This window comes from Orientia tsutsugamushi str. Boryong, from assembly GCF_000063545.1.
In the GTDB taxonomy this organism is placed as follows: Bacteria; Pseudomonadota; Alphaproteobacteria; order Rickettsiales; family Rickettsiaceae; genus Orientia; species Orientia tsutsugamushi_C.
Genome location: NC_009488.1, coordinates 2,100,742 through 2,127,051 on the forward strand (window position 1 = coordinate 2,100,742; position 26,310 = coordinate 2,127,051).

Genomic DNA, 26,310 nt, shown 5'->3' on the forward strand with positions numbered 1-26,310 from the left:
AAAATAAATTATAAAATAAATTATAGATATGTTAAGTTATGCTTCTTTCTAAGGTAGCATACAAGCATTTTTATGTTAATGCTTGATAATATTGATTATATTACTTTGAAATTTTAAGGGGTAGTTATGAGAAAGTTTATTAAAGTATATAGTATAAAATTAGTTAATGTATTGTACTTGAGTAGTGTGTTTTTTGTTAGCCATGTTTTTGCAGATATTACTCACAAGTTTAGTGGTGCATTTAGTTTTGAAGCTGGAGCTCCCTATTATCATTTTGAGCCGCATAGTGATAATGTTTCGGCCTATAGAAAAAATGTAGGATTATATTCAGAAGGGAATGTAAGTCTTAGTGTACAAGATGAGTTAGAGAATATAAGTTACGGTGGTAAAGTAGTATTGCATACTACTACAAAAGCTAAAGGAGCTGCATCTTTAAATGGATCTAGGCTTTTTATAAAATCTAAAATTGGGTTAATGGAGTTTGGATCTCAGCATAGCATAGCTAAAGTGATGCAAATTAGCCCTAAGGCATGTGGAGCAATGGGAACATGGTCTAGATATGCAAAACTTCCAGAAAATTATGTGTTTGCAGCTAGCAGTAGTTTGCCTATAGAAGCGTTCTCAACTAATTCTGTTGGATATTCAGGAACTGAGTCTGTAAGGAAGATATCATATTATACTCCTGAATATTATGGATTAACATTTGGCGTTTCATATATTCCAGATACTAGTAATAGTACTGGCAATGTTGGAGATGATACTACTACTAAAGCTATAGTTATAAAGTTACCAGGGTATACCAATAGATATGTTCAATACAGATTGGTAGCAACTGATGCTTGGGTAGGTGGAATAAATTATAAACATAACTTTCAAAGTGGTTCTAGTATTAAGCTAGGTGCAGTTATAGAATATGGTAATGCTCTTCCAATGAAGGTATACAATAATCCAGAATGTAAGAGTGAACATAAAATTGATGATGTTATTAATGTTAAAGATATACTAGCTTATAGTCTTGGAGTTAGCTTAAGCAAAGAGAATATTCATTGTGGAGTATCTTATAGTACATGGGGAGATAGTTTTTTCAGTGATGAGATTGTAACAAAACCTAAGAGTGATTCTTGGAGTATAGGCATTGCTTATGTAGAAGTTCCGATAGGTGTTAGTCTTGAATGGTCTTATAACACTTATGGAGATCGTAATAGTAGGCACGCTATAACTTTTGGTAGCGATTATCAATTAGCTGAAGGGTTGTCTGCATACTTTGATCTTAGTTATTTTATAGCTAAGGGGAGCAAGGTATTATTAGATACTGATCCTAAAAAGACGCAGATAGCAAGTTATGATGATCAAGTCAAACCTTTTAGTGGAATATGCGGTATTCTTGGTATTAAAATTAAATTTTAATGAAGGTAAGTATCACCTTCATTAAAATTTAATACTTTGATAAAATACATATTAGCAAAACTTTACTTTACTATATAAAGATTGAGCTATCTAAAGTATTAGCGTTATACTAAGTGATGTAAGCTAGCAAGTGAGAGCTTTTTTAACAATAATTTTGAAATATTTATAAATTAATAATATCTTGTTCTTTAAGTTTAATTATTTTATCAATTTTATCACAATATTTATCTGTTAATTCTTGTATTTCTTTGCTGTATATGTGTGCTTCATCTTTTGAGCATTCAGTGTTTTGTTCCATTTGCTTAATGAGCTCTATGCCATCACGTCTAATATTTCGAACAATGATTTTGCTTTTTTCTTGATATTTATGCGCTATTTTAACTAATTCTTTTCTACGTTCCTCACTTGGAATAGGAAGCTGTAATCTGATTATTTGATTGTCATCTGAAATAATAGAAACTCCTAAATTTGCTTCCATAATTGCTTTTTTAACAGCTTTAACAAGACTTTTGTCCCATACTTGAACAAGGATAGTTTTTGTATCTGATACTGAAATTGTTGCAACTTGTAATATTGGAACTCTGCTATTATATGCTTCAACTTGTACTGGATCTAAAAAATATGCAGATGCTTGTCCAACTCTTAATCCTTTAAGATCTGCATCAAGTACTTGTAGTGCGCCGTTCATTTTTTTTGTTAATGAATTAATTAGTTCTTCATGATTCATAACGCTAATATTTATTATTAAATATCTATAAAAATAATCATATAACTCTATATTATGCAAGCAGGATAATTAATTTAAAAGTTTATTATCTTGCTAATAATTGAGTTAGAATAGTTAGAAGATGGTAATTGATATTTGTTTAGAATGCATTATGATCATTTACAGAATTAATTCAACTTAAGCGCGAATTAATTCACGAATTCCAAGAAATTAGTTTACTGCTGAAAGCTTAAGTTCTATAATCGATAAGTGGTTATTTTATAACATATATTTATTTTAATGGTTAACCTGATAATTAATAATAAAAAAGTTAAAATTAAAGACGAAATAACAATTATTCAAGCTTGTGAGTTATTGAATATCGAAGTGCCAAGATTTTGCTATCACGAACGTTTGGCTATAGCTGGTAATTGTAGAATGTGCTTAGTTGAAATTGAAAGTTCTCCTAAGTTAGTAGCTTCATGTGCGATGCTTATATCAGATGGTATGGTAATTCATACAAATTCTCCAAGAGTTGAAAAAGCTCGAAAAAGTGTTATGGAATTTTTATTAATTAATCATCCACTAGATTGTCCAGTTTGTGATCAAGGTGGAGAATGCGATTTACAGGATCAAGCATTTAAATATGGTAGTCAAGTTAGCCGCTTTAATGAAAATAAACGCATAGTTAAAGATAAATATATGGGTCCATTAATTGCAACTCATATGACACGGTGTATTCACTGTACTAGATGTATTAGATTTGCTCAAGATATAGCTGGGCTACCAGAAATAGGAGCTATTGGCAGAGGAGAAAATATGGAAGTACAGACTTATTTAGAGAAAAGTATGAAATCTGAATTGTCTGGTAATGTAATTGATCTTTGCCCAGTTGGGGCATTGAATTCTAAGCCTTATGCTTGTACAGCAAGGTCATGGGAATTAACATATACTGAATCAGTTGATGTATTTGATGCTATGGGATCGAATATTAAGATAAATTCTCGTGGTTTAGAGGTAATGCGAATTTTGCCATCTTATTGTGATGAAATTAATGAAGAATGGATATCTGATAAAACTAGGTTTTCTTATGATGGGCTAAAATATCAGCGTCTTGATAGGCCATATATAAAAAAAAATGGCAGATTGCAAGAAGCAAGCTGGAATGATGCTGTAGAATATATAGCTGACAAGATGAGAAAAACTCCTGGAGACAAAATGGCTGCTATTGCTGGTACTATGGTAGATTGTGAATCAATGTTTGCTCTGAAATTATTGATGCAAAATTTTGGCTGTAATAATTTTGATACCAATCAATTTAATTATAAATTGGACATTAGCTCTAGGGGCAATTATTTATTTAATACCTCGATTGCTGGAGTTGATTTTTCGGATTTATGTTTGTTGGTTGGTGTTGATATGAATTTTTCTGCTCCAGTTCTTGGAGCGAGGTTAACAAGATTACAACGTTGGAAGAAACTAAAAATATTAAATATTGGCCCAGAAAATTATGAGCACAGATTTAATGTGATTAACATAGGGAATAGCCCTAGTTTATTAGTTGATATTTTAAGTGGTAACCACAAAATTATAAATGAAATTAATAGCGCTAAAAATCCGATGATAATTATTGGTGACTTAGCTTATGCTCGTGATGATGGTTTAAAAGTTCTTGAATTATGTCAAAATATTGCTTACAAGTATAATTTTATTCGACAAAATTGGAATGGGTATAATATTTTACATAATCATGCTTCGACTGTTGGAGCTATTGATTTGGGATTTTTTGCAGATAGTAATAGTAAAAATGTAACTAAAATTTTAAATGGCTGCGAACAAGGAGAAATATCATTAGTTTATTTGTTAGGGGCTGATGAGCTTGATACAAGTAAGCTAAGTAATGCTTTTGTTATTTATCAAGGACATCATGGTGATATAGGCGCTAACTGTGCTGATGTAGTATTGCCTGGAGCAGCATATACTGAAAAAAATGCTATTTATGTTAATTTTGAGGGTAGGGCGCAATATGCTAGACAAGCAGTTGCTAAAGTAGGTTCAGCTAAAGATGATTGGTTAATTATCAAAAATATATCGGATAAAGTAAAATCTAAATTTTACTTTAAGGATCTATATGATTTAAGAAGTCAAGCTGCTAAAGTTGCTAAATCATTAAGAAATATTGGTAATATACAAAAAAGCAGCGTAAAAAAGATTAAAAGTGATATCATATTAAATACGGAAGAAGTATTTGCTTTAAAGAAACGCAATTTTTATATTACTGATGTAATTACTAGAGTATCACCAGTTATGGCAGAATGTACAAAAGTACAAAAAGGATAATATTAGAGTTAAAGTTAAATCTTGTACATTAAATAAAAAATAATAATTATGACTATATGACTATCTGTACAGATATAATTGCCAATGGCTATGATTTAAAGACACTAATTTATAATAGTGGAGTTGTTTCAATAAAAGTTATAGCGTTAATTATTTGCTTGTTACTTGCAACAGCATATTTAACATTTGCTGAGAGAAAAGTCATTGCTTATATGCAATTACGTGTTGGGCCTAGTTTGGCTGGCCCATTTGGATTGTTACAGCCAATAGCTGATGCTATAAAATTAGTTTTTAAAGAGCCTATTATACCAGCAAAAGCTGATAGGAAATTGTTTATTATAGCTCCAATTATTACTTTTGTATTATCTTTATTAGGTTGGTCTGTAATTCCAATTGACCATGATATCGTTCTTTCTAGAATTCATATAGGAGGAATATTATTTATATTAGCAGTAACTTCATTAGGAGTTTATGGAATTATAATTGCTGGCTGGGCAAGTAATTCTAAGTATGCTTTTTTAGGTGCTGTAAGGTCTGCAGCGCAAATGATTTCATATGAATTAGCAATGGCACTAAGTATAGTTGCAGTACTTATTGTGACTGGAGAAATGGATTTGATTCAAATTGTTGAAGCACAAAAAACTAGGCCTATATGGTTAACAATAATGATGCTACCATTAGCAGTTATTTATTTTATATCAATATTAGCTAAAACTAATAGGCTGCCATTTGATCTTCCAGAGGCTGAATCTGAGCTAGTTGCAGGATATAATGTTGAATATTCTTCTATGGCTTTTGCTATGTTTTTTCTTGGAGAATATGCTAACATGATATTGGGTAGTAGCTTAATGACTATCATGTTTTTAGGAGGATACTTGCCTCCATTTAATTTAGAGATATTAACTTTCATTCCAGGTTATATATGGTTTATATTAAAAGTATCTATGGTATTATTCTGTTTTTTATGGATACGAGCAACATTGCCACGATATAGATATGATCAATTAATGTATTTGGGATTGAAAGTATTTTTGCCGATTGTATTAGCTTGGATAATAGTAGTATCAACTATTTTAGTATATAGTAATAACTTACCCATAGCACTAGAAACTGTGCTAAACAAATAATTGGATTTAATGTAGAGAATCGAAAATGAAAATAACTAATTTTACTAAATCTTTTCTTTTGTATGAAATTATTGTTGGAATGTTTTTAACTTTGAAATATTTTTTTAAATCTAAAGTTACGATTCGTTATCCTAATGAAGTTAGCAAATTGAGCCCAAGATTTAAAGGAGAGCATGCTTTAAGACGCTATCCAGATGGTGAAGAGAGATGTATAGCATGTAAATTATGCGAAGCTATTTGTCCAGCTCAAGCTATTACTATTGAAGCAAAAGAGCAGCCGAATGGTAGTAGGCGCACTACTAAATATGATATTGATATGACTAAGTGTATATATTGCGGATTATGTCAAGAGGCATGCCCAGTAGATGCTATTGTTGAAGGGCCAAATTTAGAATTTGCTACAGAAACTCATCAGGAATTATTGTATAACAAAGAGAAACTTTTAAGAAATGGTGATATGTGGGAACATGTAATAGCTAAAAATTTAAAAGTGGATAGTATTTACAGGTAGTTAATGTTATTTTTTTATTTATTTTCTGTTTTAGCACTACTTGGGAGTATTGGGGTTATAACAAGCAAAAATCCAGTATATGCAGCATTGTGGTTAATATTTGTGTTCTGTAATACATCTGGGTTACTAATATTACTTGGAGCAGAATTTTTAGCTTTCTTATTAGTAATAGTTTATGCTGGAGCTGTAGCAATTTTATTTCTTTTTGTAGTAATGATGTTGAATATAAAGTCTGACAATCTAGTTTTAGTGAAAACGCGTACTATTTTAAATATTCCAATTTATGTAATTATTGCTTTCATTTTTATCATTGATTTAAGCATAATTATTGTTATGTGTTTTAGCAATTACTGTCCCATACATTATGAGGAAAATAACTTAGATATTAAAGCTATTGGTAGAGTATTATATACTGAATATGCGCTACAGTTTCAGTTATCTGGAATAATATTGTTGATCGCAATGATTGGTTGCGTTGTATTAACAGTACGTAAAAGATCTGGAGTTAAAAGGCAAGATCATTACTCTCAAATTAATCGCAATAGAAATAGCAGCATTCAAGTTGTTAAAGTTGAAGTTAACAAGGGGATAGAGGATGTCGATTCTAATTAAAGAAATAGGTCTAATACATTATTTGATATTTACAACGATACTATTTGGAATTGGATTGATTGGAGTTATGCGGAATTGGTGTAGTGTAATTTTGACCCTCATGTCAATAGAGTTAATGCTATTAGCAGTTAATGTTAATTTCATAGTGTTTGCAAGTTATTATAATAATATTATAGGGCAAATTTTTAGTATAATGATATTTTCGGTAGCAGCAGCTGAATCTGCTATTGGATTAGCAATAATTGTGGTACATTTTCGTAATTGTTCTTCAATTTCAGTTAAGGATTTAAACAAATTGAAGGGATAAGATATGTCATTTTTAATTACATTATTACCGTGTTTACCTTTAATTTCAGGTGTAATTAGTAGATTAAATAATAGTTTTGCGACAAAAATAATATCGTATATAACTGTTATGTTAATTGCTAGTACTAGCTTTGCTGCAATTTTAGTTTTTTGGAATATTAGCAAGCATAATAGTGTTGAACATATAATATTGTTTGAGTGGCTTGAGCTGTTAAATTTTAAATCACATTGGGCTATTTACATTGATAAATTAACAGCACTAATGTTAGTCATAGTATCCTTAATTTCTACGATAGTTCATATTTATTCTATAGGTTATTTACATGACGATAAAGAATTACCTAAATTCATGTCATATTTATCTTTTTTTACTTTTTTTATGTTGATGTTAGTCTCATCAGATAATTTTTTACAGCTATTTTTTGGATGGGAAGGAGTAGGGGTAAGTTCTTACTTATTAATAGGATTTTGGCATAAAAAATATGCCGCAATAATTGCAGCATATAAAGCATTTATTGTTAATAGATTTGCTGACTGTGCATTTCTTTTAGCAATTATTGCTATTATTTATAATTGCAACTCTGTAGAATTTAAGACAGTATTTAGTCATGCTGAACAATTATCAAAAACAATAGTCTCAATTGTTGATATTAAAATCAGTGTTTTAGACTTAATTTGTTGTTTGCTATTTATTGGATGTATGGGCAAATCTGCTCAAATTGGTTTGCATATATGGTTACCAGATGCTATGGAAGGGCCTACTCCTGCATCAGCACTAATTCATGCTGCTACTATGGTAACAGCTGGCATATTCTTATTGGCTAGATGTTCATTTATGTTTGAATATTCTACAGCAATATTAAATCTTATTGCTATTACTGGTGGGTTTACTTGTATATTAACTTCAATAATTGCAGTTTGTCAAAATGATATAAAAAAAATCATTGCATATTCTACCTGTAGTCAATTAGGTTATATGGTAATGGCATGTGGATCATCTAGTTATAATGGAGCAATGTTTCATTTACTAACGCATGCTTTTTTTAAAGCAATGTTATTTTTAGCTGCAGGCAATGTTATACATATGACTCATCAGCAAGATTTAAATAAAATGCCGCAGCAATTGTGGAGAGTTATGCCTTATACTTATGGGTTATTTTGGTTAGGAACATTAGCAATTGTTGGAATATTTCCTTTTTCAGGATTCTATTCAAAGGATATGATACTAGAATCTGTTTATCTTACAGATAATAAATTTGTTTATTATCTGGGGATTATTGCAGTATTTTTCACAGCGATGTATTCAATTAAATTAATTATAGGAATTTTTCATCAACCTTCTTTTTCATCAACTAAACATTCGATTAAGGAAGTTTCGATAATTATGAATCTGCCGTTATTAATCTTAGCAATTGGTAGTGCTATTTCTGGATGGTATTGTTATAATATCTTAACTATTGGAAAAGTTGAATATTTTGCTAATTCATTATTTAATAATGGAAATTTAGAAAATTTACATATTAATTGCTGGATGATAAAAATACTTCCAATTTTAGTAGGAGTATTTGGCTTAATAATTGGGGGGTTAATTTATTATTATAAAAGTAACGTGAATATTAGCATAATCAGGAGTATTAGTTCTCCAGCTAGGAACAAGTTTTATTTTGATGAAATATATAATACTTTACTAGTGAAAACCTTTAATATTGTTTCATACTACTTAAGTATATTTGATATTAAATGCATAAATAAATTTTTAGATGATAGCTTGATATTTTTAGTGCAAAGTGGGTTTTCAGGTATAAAAAAAATGCAATCAGGGTATGTATCTTGCTATATATTAACAGCACTAGTTAGCATGACTGCATTTTTTACTTTAATTGTTATTAATTACTTTATAACTAGTAACTAAATGCCAATAGTAACTCAAGATATTCCTATATTATCAGTTTGTATTTCTTTGCCATTAAGTGCATTGATAATTTTGTTGCTTATGAGATTAAGCAATTATTTTAATAAATTAGTGTATGTTAAATTCATTGCACTATTAAGTTCATTATTAACATTACTTTGTACCATATATTTATTATTACAATTTGATAATACTGCACATACATATCAGTTTGTTGAATTATATTCAATATTTAAATTGATTGGGCTTAATTATCATGTAGGTATTGATGGTATATCTATCTTCTTTATTGCTTTAACAGCTTTACTTACATTATTATCTATTGTTATTAGTATTTTTACTGTTCAGAAAAAACTGGAAGATAATTTATTATGTTTTTTATTAATAGAATCATTAGTTATCGGAGCCTTTAGCTCGATGAATTTATTGCTATTTTTCATGTTTTTTGAAGCATCATTGTTTCCAATATTTTTACTAATAGGAATTTGGGGAAGCAGCAATAGAATCTATGCTGCATTAAAGTTTTTTCTGTATAGTTTTGTTGGATCAGTATTTTTCTTGGTAGCTATTATATATATACACACATACACTGGTACACTTGAGATTACAGAGTTATATGATCTTATGCCTAGGTTTGATATATCAGTACAAATGCTATTATGGTTAAGTATATTTGTTGCTTTTGCTATTAAAATACCTATGTTGCCTTTGCATAGTTGGTTGCCTGATGCTCACGTTGAAGCCCAAACTGGAGGTTCTGTAATGCTAGCTGGAATATTACTTAAATTGGGTGGATTTGGATTATTAAGAATATGTTTGCCTATGTTGCCAGCTGCATCACAAAAATTTAGTAGTATCGCCATGATATTCAGTGTGGCTGCTATTATTTATTTTTCCATTATAGCTTTTCAACAAATAGATATAAAAAAAGCAATTGCTTATTCTTCAATTGCTCATATGGGGTATGTTACTGTTGGTATTTTTAGCTTGAATACTTATGGAATTCAGGGAGCAATTTTTCAAATGTTAAGTCATGGATTGATATCACCAGCTTTATTTATGATTATTGGTATTTTATATGATCGAACTCATACTAGAGAAATAAGGTTTTATGGTGGTTTAGCTGTTAAAATGACTAAATTAGCTAGTATTTTTATGGCAGCAGTACTTGGGTCAATAGGTGTGCCAGGTACAAGTGGATTTATTGGTGAATTTTTAGTGTTATTAGGGGCTATTACCGCATCTCCATTAATTGGAAGTTTTGCAATTCTAGGAGTGTTACTTGGGGCTGTATATATGCTTTCGCTTTATCGGCGTATTATGTTAGGAGAAATTACTAATCAAAGAGTTTATCAGTTGAATGATATTTTATTAAGTGAAAAGGTAGCTGTGCTACCTTTAATAGTAGCTATGTTTATAATAGGTGTATATCCTAAATTTGTATTAAACATTTTATTGATACCAGCTAAGAACTTAAGCAGTTTATTTATTATATAAATTGTAATTGCTGTGTACGTTTAATTTTATTTGAAAGAGTTATTATGGAAATGTTATATGGTATTATGCCAGAAATTTCGCTTCTTTTATCAGCTTTGATTTTTCAACTAATTGGAGCATATAGTAACAATACGCTAACTCATGTTATAGCTAAAATGGCAATTGGTTTTGCCGCCATATTAATAGCTATTTTAGTATTTCATCCTAACTTGTTTAATGGTATTTACTGGAATAATACATTTATTGTTAACCAATCTAAAATATACTTAAAAATTATTATTTTAATTTTTTATATATCTCTTACTTTAATTTATTCTGGATATATCAAGGTTGCAAACTTAAAAGGCCATAGTGAATATATAGTACTAATGCAGCTTGGAGCTTTAGGAGGATTAATATTGGTTTCAGCTAATGATTTTATGGTTATGTACCTTGGTATTGAGATGCAAGGAATAATAGGATATATTTTAACTACTTTTAATTATAATAATTCTAGATCATCTGAAGCTGGTTTAAAATATTTTATATTGGGGACAGTTTTCTCAGCTATTATGTTGTTTGGTATATCTTTAGTATATGGTATTACTCAAAGTATAAGGTATGATATTGCTTTGCATGCATTGCAAAATCCAAGCTCTGATATTGCTGCGCTAGTGGCTATACTAATGATACTTGTTGGAGTCTTATTTAAATTATCTATCGCGCCGTTCCATATGTGGACACCTGATATTTATGATGGTGCACCTTTAGTAGTAGTTGCGTTATTTTCTAGCTTTCCTAAAATTAGTGTATTAGCATTGCTTGGAAATTTATTATCTGAATTAAAGTTTGCTAGTGAGACCTTCTTTTATATAAAAATGATAATAATGGTACTTGCATGTCTATCATTAATTGTTGGTGCATTTGGCGCATTATTACAACAATCAATTCAAAGGTTTATTGCCTATAGTGCAATATTAAATTTAGGATATGCTGTACTTGCTTTAGTTGCTAACAGCTCTAATGTTATTAGAGCTGAAATATCATATTTTTATATTATTATTTATGCTGCTAGTATGTTAGGATTTATTGCGATAATAATAAACAATTTTACTAATCGTGCTAATTATTTAAAAATTAGTCATCTTAGTGGATTATCTAATGTAAAAAAATTATCGTCAATATTAATAGCAATACAGATGTTCTCATTAGTAGGAATTCCACCTTTTGCAGGGTTTATTAGTAAGTATATCATTTTTACTAGTATTTTAAAATCTGGTATGTATGAATTAATAATTATGGGAATAGCAGCAGTTGTGATTGGATCATATTGTTATCTTAATATTGTTAAAGTAATGTACTTTTTACCTGCTACAGTCAGGTTTCAGAATTCCAGTATAAATTTTGAGCTAAGCTTAGTAAGTATATCTTCAACAGTAATTGTTATATCATTAATGATTATATGTATGTTTTTTGGTGAAGGTTTAAGCGTTATTGTATAATGCTTAGTCAAAATGAGATATGGATTATTCAAGTTTGAAACTATTGATAGTATGCAGACAGAAGGGTTTAAAGCTATTTAATCAATGAATATTGAGGTGAATTTTTGTCATAATATGGAGCATTTTGGAGCTTTTGAGGAGAATCCAAAGCTCGCTATAGCTGTCTCTGGAGGAACTGACTCATTGGCTTTAATGTTACTAGTGAAACACTGGAACGAGAAGGTAAAAGGAGAAATAACTGTTTTAACAATAGATCATCACTTGCGTTCTGAATCAACTAGCGAAGCAGATTATGTTAGTAGTATATGTCAGAATATAAAACTTCAGCATGTTACTCTACACTGGATACATAAAGGAATTACAGGAAATATTCAAGCTCAGGCTCGTAAAGCCAGATATCATTTGTTAACTAACTATTGTCAAGAGCATGACATTTTACATTTGATTACAGGACATCATGCAGATGATATAGTTGAAAATTTTTTCATAAGATTACTTCGTGGAGCAGGACTAGCTGGATTGAGTTCTCATAATATTTTCTTTGTTAATAATGTTCGAATTATTCGTCCACTATTTAATATTACTAAACAAGATTTAAAAAAATATTTAGAACAGCAGAATATTAAATGGATAAATGATCCATCTAATAACTCAAATAAGTATCTTCGTACTCAAGTTCGGGATTTATTAAAATCTATGCTTATTTCTTTTCAGAATAATTTTACAGTAGAATTACTAAAAAAAAGAATAATGCTTAGCCAAATGCATTTAACACGAGCTTTAGACAGTGTAAATAATGAAATAATTCACTATGTAGTTTATGCAGTTAAAATTTATTCAGCCGGTTTTGCTGTAATCGATAGAAAGCTTTTTAGGCAAGCTTCACCTGAGGCTCGATATGCTATATTATCATACTTACTGATGATTGTTGGTGCTAATACAAAACCTCAAAGATTTTCTTCTTTACAACATATTATTTTGCATGATATACAAGAGTATAATACTTATAAAACTTTACATGGATGCATTGTTGAATATTCTATACAATATATTATAATATATAGAGAGTTTGGGCGTTGCTATCCTAGATCAAAGGTTGTAAGTAATTCAGTAGTTTGGGACTATAGATTTAAAGTAGTTGATAATAGAAAAAATAATCGTATGAATTTAACTATTGATTATTTAAAAAAAAGCGACTATCACTTAATTAAATCCTATGTTGAAAGTAATCAGAGAAATGCTTACTTTAACTACAGCAGGAAAATATTATTTACTTTTCCTGTGATTAAACATCTTGAAAAAGTCATAGCGATTCCACATATAAAATACTATAGTGATAAAACAATTCAAGAAAGTGTGAGCTTTGTTTTTGAACCGAAGTTAATATCGCGTTGGTTTCATTATTGTTAAAAAATTTAGGGTTAATATGAATAATCAAAACAGAAATGTATTATTTTGGGCAACAGTATTTATTGTACTTGTTGTAGCATTTAATTTGCTGCAAGGAGAAAGTTTTATTACTAGTCAACAGCAACTACATTTATCTGATTTTTTAGCTAGAGTCGATGCTAAGCAGGTTAGTAGAGTAAAAATTCAAGGTCATAGTTTAGAAGGAGAGCTTACTGATGGTAGTAGTTTTTCAACTTATTTTGGCAATTATGATAATTTAGTTAATCGTCTAAATGATAATGGAGTACATATTGAGGTACTACCTACAAGTACTAGAATGGGAGCATTTATAAGTACTATTATTTCATGGTTTCCAATGTTGTTGTTTATTGGAGTATGGATATTTGTTATGAGACAAATGCAAAGTGGGTCTAGTAAGGCGCTATATTTTGGTAGATCTAAGGCTAAATTAATGGCTGAGAACAGTGTAAAAGTTTCCTTTAAAGATGTTGCTGGCATAGAAGAAGCTAAAGACGAGTTAATGGAGATTGTAGATTTTCTTAGAGATCCAGGAAAGTTTCAAAAATTGGGTGGTAAGATTCCTAAAGGATGCTTATTAATAGGTCCTCCTGGTACTGGTAAAACTTTATTAGCAAAAGCTATTGCTGGAGAAGCTAATGTTCCATTTTTTCATATTTCAGGTTCAAATTTTGTTGAGATGTTTGTAGGGGTAGGGGCTAGTCGAGTTCGAGATATGTTTGAACAAGCTAAAAAAAATGCTCCTTGTATTGTTTTCATTGATGAAATTGATGCAGTTGGTAGACATAGAGGTATAGGATTAGGTGGGGGAAATGATGAACGCGAACAAACCCTTAATCAGATATTAGTTGAAATGGATGGGTTTGAATCTAACGAAGGTGTGATAGTAGTTGCTGCTACTAACCGTGCAGATGTTTTAGATCAAGCTTTATTACGTCCTGGACGATTTGATAGAAAGATTGTTTTAATTAACCCTGATGTAAAAGGTAGAGAAAAAATTCTAAATGTTCATTTACAAAAAGTAAAGCACGCTGCAGATATTAATATTAAAGCTATTGCTTGTGGAACATTTGGATTATCTGGGGCTGCATTAGCCAATATCGTTAATGAATCTGCATTAATTGCAGCTAAAAATAATAAAAAAGAAATTAGCAATGAAGATTTAGAGCAGGCAAAAGATAAAATTATGATGGGAAGTGAACGTCGCTCTATGGCTCTTACTGATGAGCAGAAACGTTGCACTGCTTATCATGAAGCAGGTCATGCTATTGTTGCTTTATATGTTAAGGCTTCAGATCCAATTCATAAAGTAACGATTGTGCCTAGAGGATCTTCTCTAGGTATGGTAATGAGGTTGCCAAAACATGATAGATTAAATTATACTAAAGAACAACTAGAGTCTAATATTACAGTAGCTTTAGGAGGGCGTATAGCTGAAGAAGTGATTTTTGGAAAAGATAAAGTAACTACTGGTGCTGCTGAGGATATTAAGCAGTGTACTAAAATTGCCAGGTTTATGGTACTTGAAGCTGGTTTAAGCGATAAAGTTGGGTTACAAGAGTATACTTCATACTATGAATCATCATCATATCCAAATCAAAGAGGTAAGTTAGCTTTTATGTCAGAAAAAAATGCTCAAATTATTGAAGATGAAGTAACAAGACTAATCAACGCAGGATATAAATTAGCTCGAGAAATAATAACATCACATTTAGATAAATTAAAACTTATTGCCAATAGTTTACTTGATAAAGAAACTTTAAACGGTGACGATGTTAAATTATTAGTATTTGGTGAACAAAAGACTAAGGTTAAAAAGAAAAATACTCAATCTAAAATAAATGTCGCTTCTGAAAAAAATGAGGAAGCTGCGGCAGGATAAATAAATTTTGTTTTCTTGAAATAGAAAAGACCAAATGGTTTTAGGTAGAGAATTTTTTTTGCAGGATACAAATATAGTTAGTACTAATTTGATTGGTAAGCTGTTATGTTATAAGAATTTCTGTGGTATTATTACTGAGACAGAAAGCTATATTGGACAAGATGATCCTGCTTGTCATGCTGCTAAAGGTATGACAAAAAGAACTAAAATTATGTTTGGGCAGGCTGGATTTAGTTATGTATACTTTATCTATGGTATGTACTATTGTCTAAATATTGTTACTGAGGCTTTAAATTTTCCAGCTGCCACTTTAATTAGAGGAATAAAATTAATTCATCCTCCATATACCCATCTTAATGGGCCAGGTAAAGTTTGCAAATTTTTAGGTATTAATTTAACTCATAATGCTATCGATATTACTTTATCAAAAGAATTATACATTAAGGACATAAGCTGCACATTAAATTATATATCTACACCTAGAATAGGTATTTCTAAGGGATTAAATAAAATGTGGCGCTATGTTATTACTGATAAAGAATTTCCTTCAAATATTTTCCTACCTTCTTAGAAGTGATATATCGAGATGGTTGAAATAAAATTAGGAAATCGAAGTGCAACTAAAGCTTTTGCTCAGCACTTAGCTGTAAATTTGAAGCCAGGATCAATAGTTACTTTCAGTGGAGATTTAGGAGCTGGAAAGACTTTTATATGCAGAGAAATTATTCGTACAATATGTGGAATGAATACTATAGTATCAAGTCCAACTTTTAATGTACTACAAAGATATCAGGCTGATAACTTTGCAATTTATCATTTTGATTTATATCGTCTAAGAGATAGTAGTGAGATTTATGAGCTTGGCATTGAAGATGCGTGGCAACAAAATGTTTGCTTGATTGAATGGCCAGAACTGATAGAAGCTATAATACCTAGGCCTTACGTTAGTATAAGGATAACAATGAATACTAATTTAGAAAGGATTATTTCAGTTGTAAATTTACTGTAATGATAGTGCTTTTTTACAAATTGTATCTTTATAAGATATGTTGATTGCCTTAAAAAATAAAAATTTACAGATCTAAAATAAAATCTAGCATTGAAACTAAGAATAGTAATGAGAAAAATTTATTATTAAGGTATGCTTAAACTAATAATCCATAAGTGAAATATTCAAAATGCAGATATACCAGAATAGATCATTAGTTAAGGATAAACTTAAAATGTTGCCATTTACATTAATATTGACAATATGCATAGTTTGTATTTTTGGATTGATAACATTATACTCTGCAACTGGTTGTAAGTTTTTTTTGCGCGCTCATAAGCAAATTCTATATTATATTACGTTTTTACCAATTGGAATACTGTTAGCCTTAGTAGATGTAAGATATATATATAAATACTCGTATATTTTATATTTTATTGTGTGTGTTGTATTAGTTATGGTTGAGATTGCAGGATATAAGGTAATGGGGGCAAGGAGATGGATAGGTATTTCTGCTCTCAGAATTCAACCTTCTGAAGTTGCAAAAATTTCTGTCATTCTAATGCTAGCTAGATATTTTCATGACATTAGTGTTTATAAACTAAAAAAGATACAGTATAGTATAGTTCCACTATTATTAATAGCGATACCAATAACGTTAGTAATAAAACAACCAGATTTAGGCACTGGAATAATTATACTGCTTATTACAGCATCAATGTTTTTTGCAGCAGGAATAACACTATGGATATTTATTATTACATTTATAGCTGGAATAATTCTCTTGCCTATTATTTGGAACCTTTTACATAATTACCAAAAGAAACGCATTAAAGTTTTTCTTAATCCAGAACTTGATCCACTAGGTTCTGGGTACAATATTATTCAGTCTAAAGTTGCGATAGGTTCCGGAGGGTTGAGCGGTAAAGGTTTTGCACAAGGAACTCAAAGTCATTTAAATTTTTTGCCAGAACCTCAAACTGATTTTATTTTTGCTTGTCTAGGAGAAGAATTTGGGTTTATTGGTGGGTTTCTGCTATTAACTTTATATTTTATAATAATTTGCTATTCTTTAGTAATTGCAATTAATGTAAGAAATACTTTTAGCAAATTAATTGCAATTGGAATTGCTTCTATGCTGTTCTGGCATGTTTTTATTAATATTGCTATGGTAACAGGGCTACTACCTGTTGTAGGAATTCCTTTGCCGTTAATATCTTATGGAGGTACGATAATTGCTTCTACACTTCTTGGGATTGGACTAGTTATGAATAGTTATGTAAATAAAGACTTTGACATAGTTAAATCGCATTATTGATCATAAAAATTATGCTTTATCAGTCGTTAATTTTTTATGTTATAATTCTACTTTCTGGTATATTTAATTTTATTTTATTTAATTTAAGAATCGATAGTGCTGCTTTTCCAGATATTGAAATTGTGGTTGTTTTTTGTGCAGCATTTTATTATGGAGCATCACTGTTTTCAATTTTTATATATGGTTTAATAATAGACTTTTGGCATGGTACTCATTTTGGCATCACATCTCTAGTTCTTATAATTACTTTTTTAGTATTTACTGCTATACAAAAGAATTTTAAATTATTGGATTATTGTAATAGTTATATCGTTTGCTTAATGTATCTAATGTTATTTACTAGTTTAAAATTATTTCTAATTGCTATTTATGATCATATAAACATTAATTATCAGATTCTAATTTTCAAAATTCTAACTAGCAGCTTGTGTTATTTTCCTTTAAGCAAAATTTTCCAATATATTTTTCGTAATTTAACACTCAGTGATGTTGAATAACAAAGTACATCAAAATAGATTGATTAATCGCAGAGCTTTTCTATTATTGATAGGGAAATTAGGTCTATTATGTATGTTAGCTGGTAGACTTTTTCACTTGCAAATTTTTCAATCTAGTAAATATAAAATTTTATCAGATAAAAATAGGATTAATATTGTATTATTAATAGCTAGGAGAGGCAAAATTTTAGATTGTAATGGTAATGTTTTAGCATTTAATAAGCGTGCTTATCAAATTAAAGCAAATAAGAAGACTCTAGCTCAAAATCAATATTTTGCTCTTGATTTACTATATGATATTTTAAATTTTAGTCACGAAAAGCGCGAAAAAATTAACCAAAAAATACTTGCTAGTAAAAATCTTTATGAAGTTCTTATTATGGATAATATTTCATGGGATGAGCTAGCTGCAATAGAAGAAAATTCATTAAATTTACCAGGTATATACATTGATTGTATGGAATATAGAACCTATACTTATCCATTATCAACATCACATATTTTAGGTTATACAGCATGGCCTAATGATGCTGAAAGGGTAAATTTAAATATAGAACACACTAGGATTCAAATTGGAAAAAGAGGTCTTGAAAAACATTTTGAAGAGGATCTTAGGGGAACTTGTGGCTTTGAAAAGATTGAAGTAGATGCTAGAGGCCTAAAGGTTAGAGAGCTTGATACTATACCTAGTATTCCTGGTAAGGATATAGCATTAAGCATTGATGTTAATTTGCAAAATAAACTTTATGAGATGTTTGATGATAGAGTAGGGGCTGCAATATTAACTGATGTAAATACTGGAAAGATTAAAGCTCTAGTTTCAGTTCCAGGTTATAATATTAATGCCTTTCCTAGAAGAATTAGTACAAAGGACTGGAAAGCGCTTCTAGATAATCCTAATCTACCATTGGTTAGTCGTGCTTCACAATCATTATATCCTCCTGGTTCAATATTTCAATTAGTAACCGTACTTGCAGCTTTAGAAGCAGGAGTTAATTCTAAGTTAACTGTGTATTGTAATGGTAAAAGCTTTATGAATGAGACTAATTTTAGCTGTTGGAATCATCGTGGGCATGGTAATATTGATATGCTTAGTGCAATTAAATATTCGTGTAATAGTTATATTTATCATCTTGCTAGTTTGATTGGCTATAATGCTATTTTAGCAATGGCTAGAAAGTTAGGATTTTGGAGAAGGGCTGTAGTAAATCTTCCGAATGAGCTAGTTGGAAATTTACCTACGCCAGAATGGAAAAAACGAAAAACAAAACAACGATGGATGTTAGGTGATACACTGAATATGGCTATTGGGCAAGGATATATTACTACTACTCCTTTGCAATTAGCAAGAATGATTACTAGCATTGCTAATGGCAAGCAATTATTGCAGTTAAGTTTGACTTTAGATGAAGATGGTTATCATAAAAATTTGAATATTAATGCATGTTATATTGACTTTATTCATCAAGCTTTAAAGGCTGTTATTAATAATGAAAGTAGTGGTACTGCTTATTCTTTGGATAGTGATAAAACTAAGCTAATGATTTCAGGTAAAACAGGTAGTGCTCAAGTAGGATCATCTTTGCAAAGTCAAGCTCATGGGTTATTTGTTGGATTCTCTACTACTAATAAGCCTGAATATGCTGTTGCAGTGATTTTAGAACATGGTGGACAAATCGGAATTAAATCTGCAGCTACAATTGCTAAAAGTATTTTGATTGAAGCATCAACTTTATAAACACCAGAATAAGATAAGGAGAAGTATGAAGATATAATCATAAAGGTTTGCAAGAGATAATATTTCATTATAACTTTTAATACATTACATTAAGCACCACTTAATGTATAACTGTTTTATAGTAGTTTAGGCTATGTATATCCTCACATTGCACGTTTACATAATATTTTTATTAAATCCATAAAGATGCCATTTTCGAGTTACTGTATCAACTAAATCCTGAGGCATGTCTATTTTTTTCCCCCATTTTCTTGTAGTTTCAGGATACATTTTGTTAGTAGCGTCAATACCCATCTTACTACCTAGTCCTGATTCTGGCGAAGCAAAATCTAAGTAATCAATTGGAGTATTATTAATTATTGTAGTATCTCTTTGAGGATCGGTTCTAGTTGATATTGCCCACATTACTTCTTTCCAATTACGTATGTTAATATCATTATCTACTACAATAACATATTTAGTATAGATAAATTGCCTTAAAAAAGACCAAACTCCCATCATTATTCGCTGAGCTTGGCCTGGATAATCTTTTTTGATGCTGACAATTGCAATTCGGTATGAACATCCTTCAGGAGGAAGCCAAAAATCCAAAATTTCAGGAAATTGTTTTTGAATTAACGGTATCACAATTTCATTTAATGCTTCGCCAATAACAGATGGTTCATCTGGAGGTTTGCCAGTATAAGTAGTTAAATATACAGGATTAGGTCTCATAGTAATAGCCTTAACAGTAAAAACTGGAAATTTTTCTACTTCATTGTAATAGCCAGTATGATCTCCAAAAGGTCCTTCATTCTGATAATCATCAAAGCTAACCTCTCCCTCTAAGATTATTTCAGCTTCAGCTGGCACTTTGAGGTCAATAGTTAAACAATTAACCAGATTAATATTACTTCCTCTCAATAAGCTAGCGAAATTATACTCTGAAACGTTTTCTGGTAATGGCATAACAGCAGCTAAAATTGTTGCTGGATCAGCTCCAATAACAGCAGCTGCAGGAAAAGACTGATGTTTTGCTGTTTGAGACCATCTTAAATATTGCTGAGCTCCGCCCCTAAGTTTTAACCATCGCATTAATAATTTATCTTTTTCTATCAATTGCAATCGATATACACCTAAATTAAATTGATCAACTTGATCAGATGTAGGGCCTTTAGTAACCACTAAAGGCCAAGTAATTAGAGGCCCAACATCATCAGGCCAACATTTTTGAATTGGCAAGGAATATAGGTTCACTTCTTTCATTACTATTGATTGGCATGCTCCTGTTGATACAATTTTAGGAGGCATACTTATCACTTTTCTTGCAATTGGTAATAATTTTAAAATCTCCTTAAAAGAAGACGGAGGATTTGGCTGCCTTAAAAATGCTAGTAGATTTCCAATTTCCTTCAAATAGGAAATATCACCACCTAACCCTAGTGCAATTCTTTCAACTGTCCCAAACAGATTAGATACTACTGGATACTGATATTTATTTCCATGATCATCTAACACGTTGCTAAAAAAAAGAGCTGGCCCATTATTGTTAAATACTCTGCGACTAATTTCTGTAATCTCAAGAGTAGCAAACACAGGTTCTGAAATATGGTGTAATAAATTTTTTGTTTGTAGTAATTCTAAGAACTGCTGGAAATTTTTATATGCCATAACATTCACTATTGAATTGAAAACGCTACTAATTATTAACTACTTTAGTAAGATACAATGTAACAATTTACAAATTAAAGACACTTCTATATTACATTTTATATTTTCGTAAAAACATCAAAAAATCACTAATCATAATACAATCAAGATTTGTCAGTTTTTATTTAGGCAGTTTAATTGCAACATATCTTTTTCTTCATATATGCATTTTTATAAAAGTCCTAACATGATTAAAACTAGAAATATTTTTATAATCGAAAGTAAGAATAATTATTTTATCATTTTAATATATAAGTGTATAATGATTTAAAAATATATCTGCATCGTTATCAATGACCTACATATCTGAAATATATCTACTATTAGCAAGTAATATTTTTGCCTCTAATTTTATTTTTAGCATTGAATCAGAATATGTTTTTAGTGCCATGAGACATTTTGGCAACTATCAATTACATTTAGTAGTAATATCTATTATAGCTTCATTGTTTTGTGTTGGTAGCATAAATTATTTTTTAGGCGAACTATGCTATAAAATATATCTTTACTATCAAAATCCTAATCTAATTGCAAGATATAATAAATTATTTACAAGATTTAATGAGCATTGGAAACTAATAATATTATTAACTCTTGCTCCAATAATAGGAAACACAATAATTTTTATAGCTGGTTTTCTACATAACTCTTATGCTAAAAATATTAGCGCATTTATAACAATAAAAACGCTCTATTATTTGTTACCAATATTCTAGTTATCTAACCTAGGATCAATATAAGTGGTAGATAAAATATAGAGAAGAGATATAGTATTACAGACCTGTAATGTTTTCTATAATGAACATTGCATGTTTCAAGATATTTATAACTAACTAAAAGAAATAAGTTAGAGCAAGAGTTATTGTAATCTTTATATGCTTTATAAAAGCTGCTATTGAGTTTATTTTAGTTTGAGTTGATACATGAATTTATATGACAATAATATCCTGAATATCTAGGTAGTAATTGCAAAAATACAACATAGATTTATGTATGATATTTGGCTAATTGATGGATGATCTAAAAAAAATAACTTAAATTTATAGTTGTGATAAGCTTGGAGTAAGATGGAATGGAATTAATATTGATAAATTATTTACTATTAAATAAAAAGCATACTACAGATTCATAATTTAATTAAATAAATTACTTCAATTTTAAAATTATGAAGTGCGATAAATATGGAGTTAATTATTTTATTTTACACAAGCAGCGTTAAATAAAATAAAACCAAGCAAAGAAGAAAAAATATTCCAGTTTAGAGATACAAAAGAAAAGAACCCACTTTTTACAATATCATATAAGAGAGATAATATTATTAGTCCTTGGAATTGACAGCAAAGCTTTGTAAAGCTTTGTTCTTAGTTGCGGAAGATCATTTAAGCATACATGCTTGATGTTAAGAAGAAACTACTAGTTGCATAGAATTCTAAAAAACAGTGAAACATTAAACTTTACTATCTTATACCTGTACAGTAGTATATGAGTTTTTTTTATAGACTAAGAATATTAGAAATAAGAAAAATTTTAATAAAACTGCCGCACTATTTAAAAATATTATGGTAACATGGTGGAGATGAAGGGAATTGAACCCCCGACTTTCTGCGTGCAAAACAGATGCTCTACCACTGAGCTACATCCCCACTGAATTAACTATATAGAAAATACTCTATAGTAAAAAGCTTATTTTAACACCTAATACTAACTCAATATTTTATCTTAAACGTATTTTATCTATTTATAAGCTATTAGTCAATTTTTTTTTGAAGAATGTACTATTACCTTTTCTAAACATAAACTCAAAGATGATAAGCAGTATTACAAAAATACGTGAATAAGAGGTATTACACCTCTTTTTACAATTATAGCTAAACCATTATGAATTGGTATGACTTAGCAGCTTTATCAAAAAGTATATAAATATAACTATTTTATAGTAGCTTAGCTATATTTAACATTTGCTGCTCTAATATTTTTAGAAAATATACCTTTGTATAAGATAACCCTCCATCTCTGTTTCTTTTGATTATTAGTTGGTATTAATCTCTTTCTTTCTATCTTGATATATCTTGCAAAAATTATCTATTAAATAGTATACTATCGTAATACATTTTTTCAGGCTGGGTTATTTTATTTTTATTTAAATTTTCTTTATAACTCAACATTCTTTTTTTATCATAATTTGACATTAATTACGATGTGTTTAGCCTTTAATTCCTTCATTAAAATCTATTTACCAATTCATAAAACCACTCAGTATTAACAAGATAAGCTATACTTTTTTATTAATATAACCAGCAATGATAAATGATATTAGTACGTTGATAATATTTGCCATTATTGCCAAAGAGTATCTGACCTATTCTATTAACCTATTCATTAGACTGAACTCTCGTTACCTACACCTATAGGCTGAGTATTTAAATCTACTTCATTATTAAATTGAAGACTTGATACATCAGAACTATTTAAATCATCTGTTAAAAGTTGTAATGTTTCTAATTCACGCAACCCTAAATAACTGAAAATTTTATATCTTATTTCATTAGGTAGAGATTGCAAACCTGCCATCTTACCTGCATTCTCTATTACGCTCGGCATTAATTGAGCATATTTGATATTATCTTGAACAGGTTTAGCAATTGTAGGAATGGTTTGTGCACAATGCCTGTAACAATTTTCAACTGCATGATGATTAGCATATTTCATTTGTATATAACTTATATTATTTGGTAAATAATATAAGTTATATACATTGTGATTTTCGACATAGATATTTTTTGTTGTCCACATATCCATAGCTATTTTCGCCAACGCTGCATTTCTATTTACAAAATCTTGATTTACTCCAAATTTTTCTGATTGTTCTATACAAGATTGTTCAGTACAGTTAGCTTTATTACAATGTTTTGATGTAACAATATGAGAAATAAATAATTCAGCTACTTTTAGCCCTAGATTATTATTTTTACAAACCATAAGAGGAGTTTTTTCAAAATCATTTTGTGCATTTATATCAAAATTACAATCCAAGAAAAATCTAACAACATCTGTATGCCCATTTTTAGCAGCAAAATGCATAACTGTGTTACCATGGTTATCTCGTAAATTAATATCAGCATTATATTGCTTCACTAATAGTTTAACATCATCTACATTTCCATTGCCAGCCAAAATATGTAATGCTGTTTCTCCTGTAAAATTTTGTAAATCAATGGTTGCGTTATGCTCTGCTAAAATTTGCAATACGTTGGCAAAATTATCTTTTTTCAAGTAACGACAACAAAAATGTACAGCAGTATTGCCTTGATTATCTGGTAAGTCTATATCAATATCTGCACAATGCTCTAACATATACCGCAAAGTTGTTAGGTTACCATGTTCAGCAGCGCAATGTACAACGTTCATACCAGAATTATTTACAAGATTATGCATACCTATAAGAAGCTTTACAGCTTCTATACGATCAAAGCACACAGCATAATGTAAAGCTGTACTGCCGTTTCGATCTTGTGTATCAGCAATGACATTACGTGTTGCTAAAAGAAGCTTTATAATTTCTACATGTCCATGTGTAGCTGCATAATGTAATGGTGTTATGTAAGTAATTGGTGTTTTTACATTAATATCCAAATTATTTTGTGTTAACAGAAGCCTTACAATTTCTGTATGCCCACGTGCAGCTGCATAATGTAAAGGAGTCATACCATTAGCATCTAGTTCATTGATGTTTCTATTATCTTCTACTAGAAGACGTTCAACAGCTGCAACGTTGCCATCTTTCGCAAGCTGATGTAAATCATTATTATTATCTAAATAATTTTCTTCTCTAATTAACCAAAAGTTTATACTATTGCGTATAAACCTATAACAATGTAATAATATATAACGTAATAACTGATCCATAAGATAACTATCTATATTTCAACTATAAGTATATATAAAATAGATAGAAAAAACTACTAGATAAAACTAAATTGTGTAAAAATGAGTGAAAGAGGATATAGTAAAGAAAAAATAAAAAGAGATAGAAAGTACAGTGGTAGCATATCCATATAATTCAAGAAAATAAGTAATGAAATTAACAAAAAAGATACTGCCATTATTTTATTAATATCATCGTTTACTTAATTCTATTATCTATATAATATAGACGTTCTTTTTTATATTTTCGGCATTTTGCAGAAGTTATGCCAAACTAGCAATTTTAGATTTATAAAGATGTGAGTTTTGAATGAAATTGCTGCTAAATTCAGTTCAATATCATATAGTTTTATTATATAAGGGTTACTATACCGTATTAATACTTTTTAACATGCTAATTAATTTTTTATTTAAATGTTTGGGGGAAGGTTTTTTATTTGTTGTCCATTCATAAATGTCTTTGTCATCGCAATCCAAAATTAATGCAAAGTCTAGTAGTTCTTTATCGCTAAGAAATTCAAGATGCTTACTTAAAAATTGGCTTAACAAAAGATCACTTTCTTTACATCCGCGATACGTTGCTCGATATATCAATCTCTTTATAATTCTCTGCTTCTCATCTTTATTCATATAAACATTCTAAAAAACAATTTTATCTTAAAAGTCACATTTAAAACTTTATTTTGCTAGAACATCATAATTAATAAAATAGCCAGTATTAACAATAAATATCCAACTTCAGGAATATATAGTTCAAAAATTATACTCTTGAATTTTTTGGGTTATTATACGATATTTACAATGTTTATAATTAAAAAATACTTTTGTTACTACATAAAGTAATTAAATTAATAGAAATACAATATAATATTGTTTACAGCATATATCCTTTAATTATATGCAAAACATTTAGTTGATAATTTGTTTTAATCTTAATACCAACCATT

Annotated in this window: 19 protein-coding genes and 1 tRNA gene; 15 read left to right on the plus strand and 5 right to left on the minus strand. The window is 29.5% G+C overall.

Annotation, left to right across the window (positions count from 1 at the left end; genetic code table 11):
* Window positions 1-126 precede the first annotated feature (126 nt).
* Window positions 127-1,407 carry a porin gene (locus OTBS_RS09930; protein ID WP_011945173.1) on the plus strand — a complete coding sequence of 427 codons (1,281 nt, stop codon included), beginning with the start codon at window positions 127-129 and terminating at the stop codon, window positions 1,405-1,407.
* A gap of 163 nt (window positions 1,408-1,570) precedes the next feature.
* On the opposite strand, the gene frr is transcribed toward OTBS_RS09930, so the two are convergent.
* Complete coding sequence (frr, locus tag OTBS_RS09935) at window positions 1,571-2,134, minus strand: ribosome recycling factor (protein ID WP_011945174.1); 564 nt, start codon at window positions 2,132-2,134, stop codon at window positions 1,571-1,573.
* 279 nt (window positions 2,135-2,413) lie between these two features.
* Here frr and nuoG point away from each other — a divergent pair, with 279 nt between their 5' ends.
* The 14 genes from nuoG (at window position 2,414) to mrdA (ending at window position 19,750) form a co-directional block, all read left to right on the plus strand.
* Window positions 2,414-4,453, plus strand: a complete 2,040-nt coding sequence (nuoG, locus tag OTBS_RS09940; RefSeq protein WP_011945175.1) for an NADH-quinone oxidoreductase subunit NuoG — start codon at window positions 2,414-2,416, stop codon at window positions 4,451-4,453.
* A 56-nt stretch (window positions 4,454-4,509) separates the two neighbouring features.
* On the plus strand, window positions 4,510-5,580 hold the full coding sequence (gene nuoH, locus OTBS_RS09945) for an NADH-quinone oxidoreductase subunit NuoH (protein WP_011945176.1): 1,071 nt from the start codon (window positions 4,510-4,512) through the stop codon (window positions 5,578-5,580).
* A 31-nt stretch (window positions 5,581-5,611) separates the two neighbouring features.
* Window positions 5,612-6,091, plus strand: coding sequence for an NADH-quinone oxidoreductase subunit NuoI (nuoI, locus tag OTBS_RS09950; RefSeq protein ID WP_041621568.1), 480 nt, complete (start codon window positions 5,612-5,614; stop codon window positions 6,089-6,091).
* A 3-nt stretch (window positions 6,092-6,094) separates the two neighbouring features.
* Entirely contained in the window at window positions 6,095-6,703 is a 609-nt protein-coding gene (locus tag OTBS_RS09955) for an NADH-quinone oxidoreductase subunit J (RefSeq protein ID WP_011945178.1), read from the plus strand.
* The gene (gene nuoK / locus OTBS_RS09960) at window positions 6,687-7,010 is read left to right on the plus strand and encodes an NADH-quinone oxidoreductase subunit NuoK (protein ID WP_011945179.1); all 324 of its coding nucleotides are present in this window, start codon (window positions 6,687-6,689) and stop codon (window positions 7,008-7,010) included. The genes OTBS_RS09955 and nuoK overlap by 17 nt, the downstream gene beginning before the upstream one ends.
* A gap of 3 nt (window positions 7,011-7,013) precedes the next feature.
* Window positions 7,014-8,921: an NADH-quinone oxidoreductase subunit L gene (gene nuoL, locus OTBS_RS09965; RefSeq protein WP_011945180.1), complete on the plus strand. Its 1,908-nt coding sequence runs from the start codon at window positions 7,014-7,016 to the stop codon at window positions 8,919-8,921.
* Window positions 8,922-10,418, plus strand: coding sequence for an NADH-quinone oxidoreductase subunit M (locus tag OTBS_RS09970; protein WP_041621388.1), 1,497 nt, complete (start codon window positions 8,922-8,924; stop codon window positions 10,416-10,418). It begins immediately after the preceding gene.
* Window positions 10,419-10,462: 44 nt separating this feature from the next.
* The gene (locus tag OTBS_RS09975; protein ID WP_011945182.1) at window positions 10,463-11,899 is read left to right on the plus strand and encodes an NADH-quinone oxidoreductase subunit N; all 1,437 of its coding nucleotides are present in this window, start codon (window positions 10,463-10,465) and stop codon (window positions 11,897-11,899) included.
* Window positions 11,900-11,983: 84 nt separating this feature from the next.
* Complete coding sequence (gene tilS / locus OTBS_RS09980) at window positions 11,984-13,309, plus strand: tRNA lysidine(34) synthetase TilS (protein ID WP_011945183.1); 1,326 nt, start codon at window positions 11,984-11,986, stop codon at window positions 13,307-13,309.
* Window positions 13,310-13,325: 16 nt separating this feature from the next.
* Window positions 13,326-15,209 carry an ATP-dependent zinc metalloprotease FtsH gene (gene ftsH, locus OTBS_RS09985; RefSeq protein WP_011945184.1) on the plus strand — a complete coding sequence of 628 codons (1,884 nt, stop codon included), beginning with the start codon at window positions 13,326-13,328 and terminating at the stop codon, window positions 15,207-15,209.
* Between the two features lie 34 nt (window positions 15,210-15,243).
* Entirely contained in the window at window positions 15,244-15,780 is a 537-nt protein-coding gene (locus tag OTBS_RS09990; protein WP_011945185.1) for a DNA-3-methyladenine glycosylase, read from the plus strand.
* Window positions 15,781-15,795: 15 nt separating this feature from the next.
* Window positions 15,796-16,218, plus strand: a complete 423-nt coding sequence (gene tsaE / locus OTBS_RS09995) for a tRNA (adenosine(37)-N6)-threonylcarbamoyltransferase complex ATPase subunit type 1 TsaE (RefSeq protein WP_011945186.1) — start codon at window positions 15,796-15,798, stop codon at window positions 16,216-16,218.
* Window positions 16,219-16,387: 169 nt separating this feature from the next.
* Window positions 16,388-17,515, plus strand: a complete 1,128-nt coding sequence (gene rodA / locus OTBS_RS10000; RefSeq protein WP_011945187.1) for a rod shape-determining protein RodA — start codon at window positions 16,388-16,390, stop codon at window positions 17,513-17,515.
* Window positions 17,516-18,001: 486 nt separating this feature from the next.
* Window positions 18,002-19,750: a penicillin-binding protein 2 gene (mrdA, locus tag OTBS_RS10010; protein ID WP_011945189.1), complete on the plus strand. Its 1,749-nt coding sequence runs from the start codon at window positions 18,002-18,004 to the stop codon at window positions 19,748-19,750.
* A gap of 156 nt (window positions 19,751-19,906) precedes the next feature.
* Here the strand turns inward: mrdA and OTBS_RS10015 are convergent, their stop codons facing one another.
* From OTBS_RS10015 to OTBS_RS10035, 4 genes are all read right to left on the minus strand, one after another.
* The gene (locus OTBS_RS10015; RefSeq protein ID WP_041621390.1) at window positions 19,907-21,400 is read right to left on the minus strand and encodes a UbiD family decarboxylase; all 1,494 of its coding nucleotides are present in this window, start codon (window positions 21,398-21,400) and stop codon (window positions 19,907-19,909) included.
* Between the two features lie 1,607 nt (window positions 21,401-23,007).
* Window positions 23,008-23,082: transfer RNA gene (locus tag OTBS_RS10025), tRNA-Ala, on the minus strand.
* A 736-nt stretch (window positions 23,083-23,818) separates the two neighbouring features.
* Window positions 23,819-25,345 (minus strand): ankyrin repeat domain-containing protein, encoded by a 1,527-nt coding sequence (locus tag OTBS_RS10030; RefSeq protein ID WP_011945192.1) that lies wholly within the window; start codon window positions 25,343-25,345, stop codon window positions 23,819-23,821.
* Between the two features lie 384 nt (window positions 25,346-25,729).
* Entirely contained in the window at window positions 25,730-25,957 is a 228-nt protein-coding gene (locus OTBS_RS10035; protein WP_232489020.1) for a succinate dehydrogenase assembly factor 2, read from the minus strand.
* Window positions 25,958-26,310 lie beyond the last annotated feature (353 nt).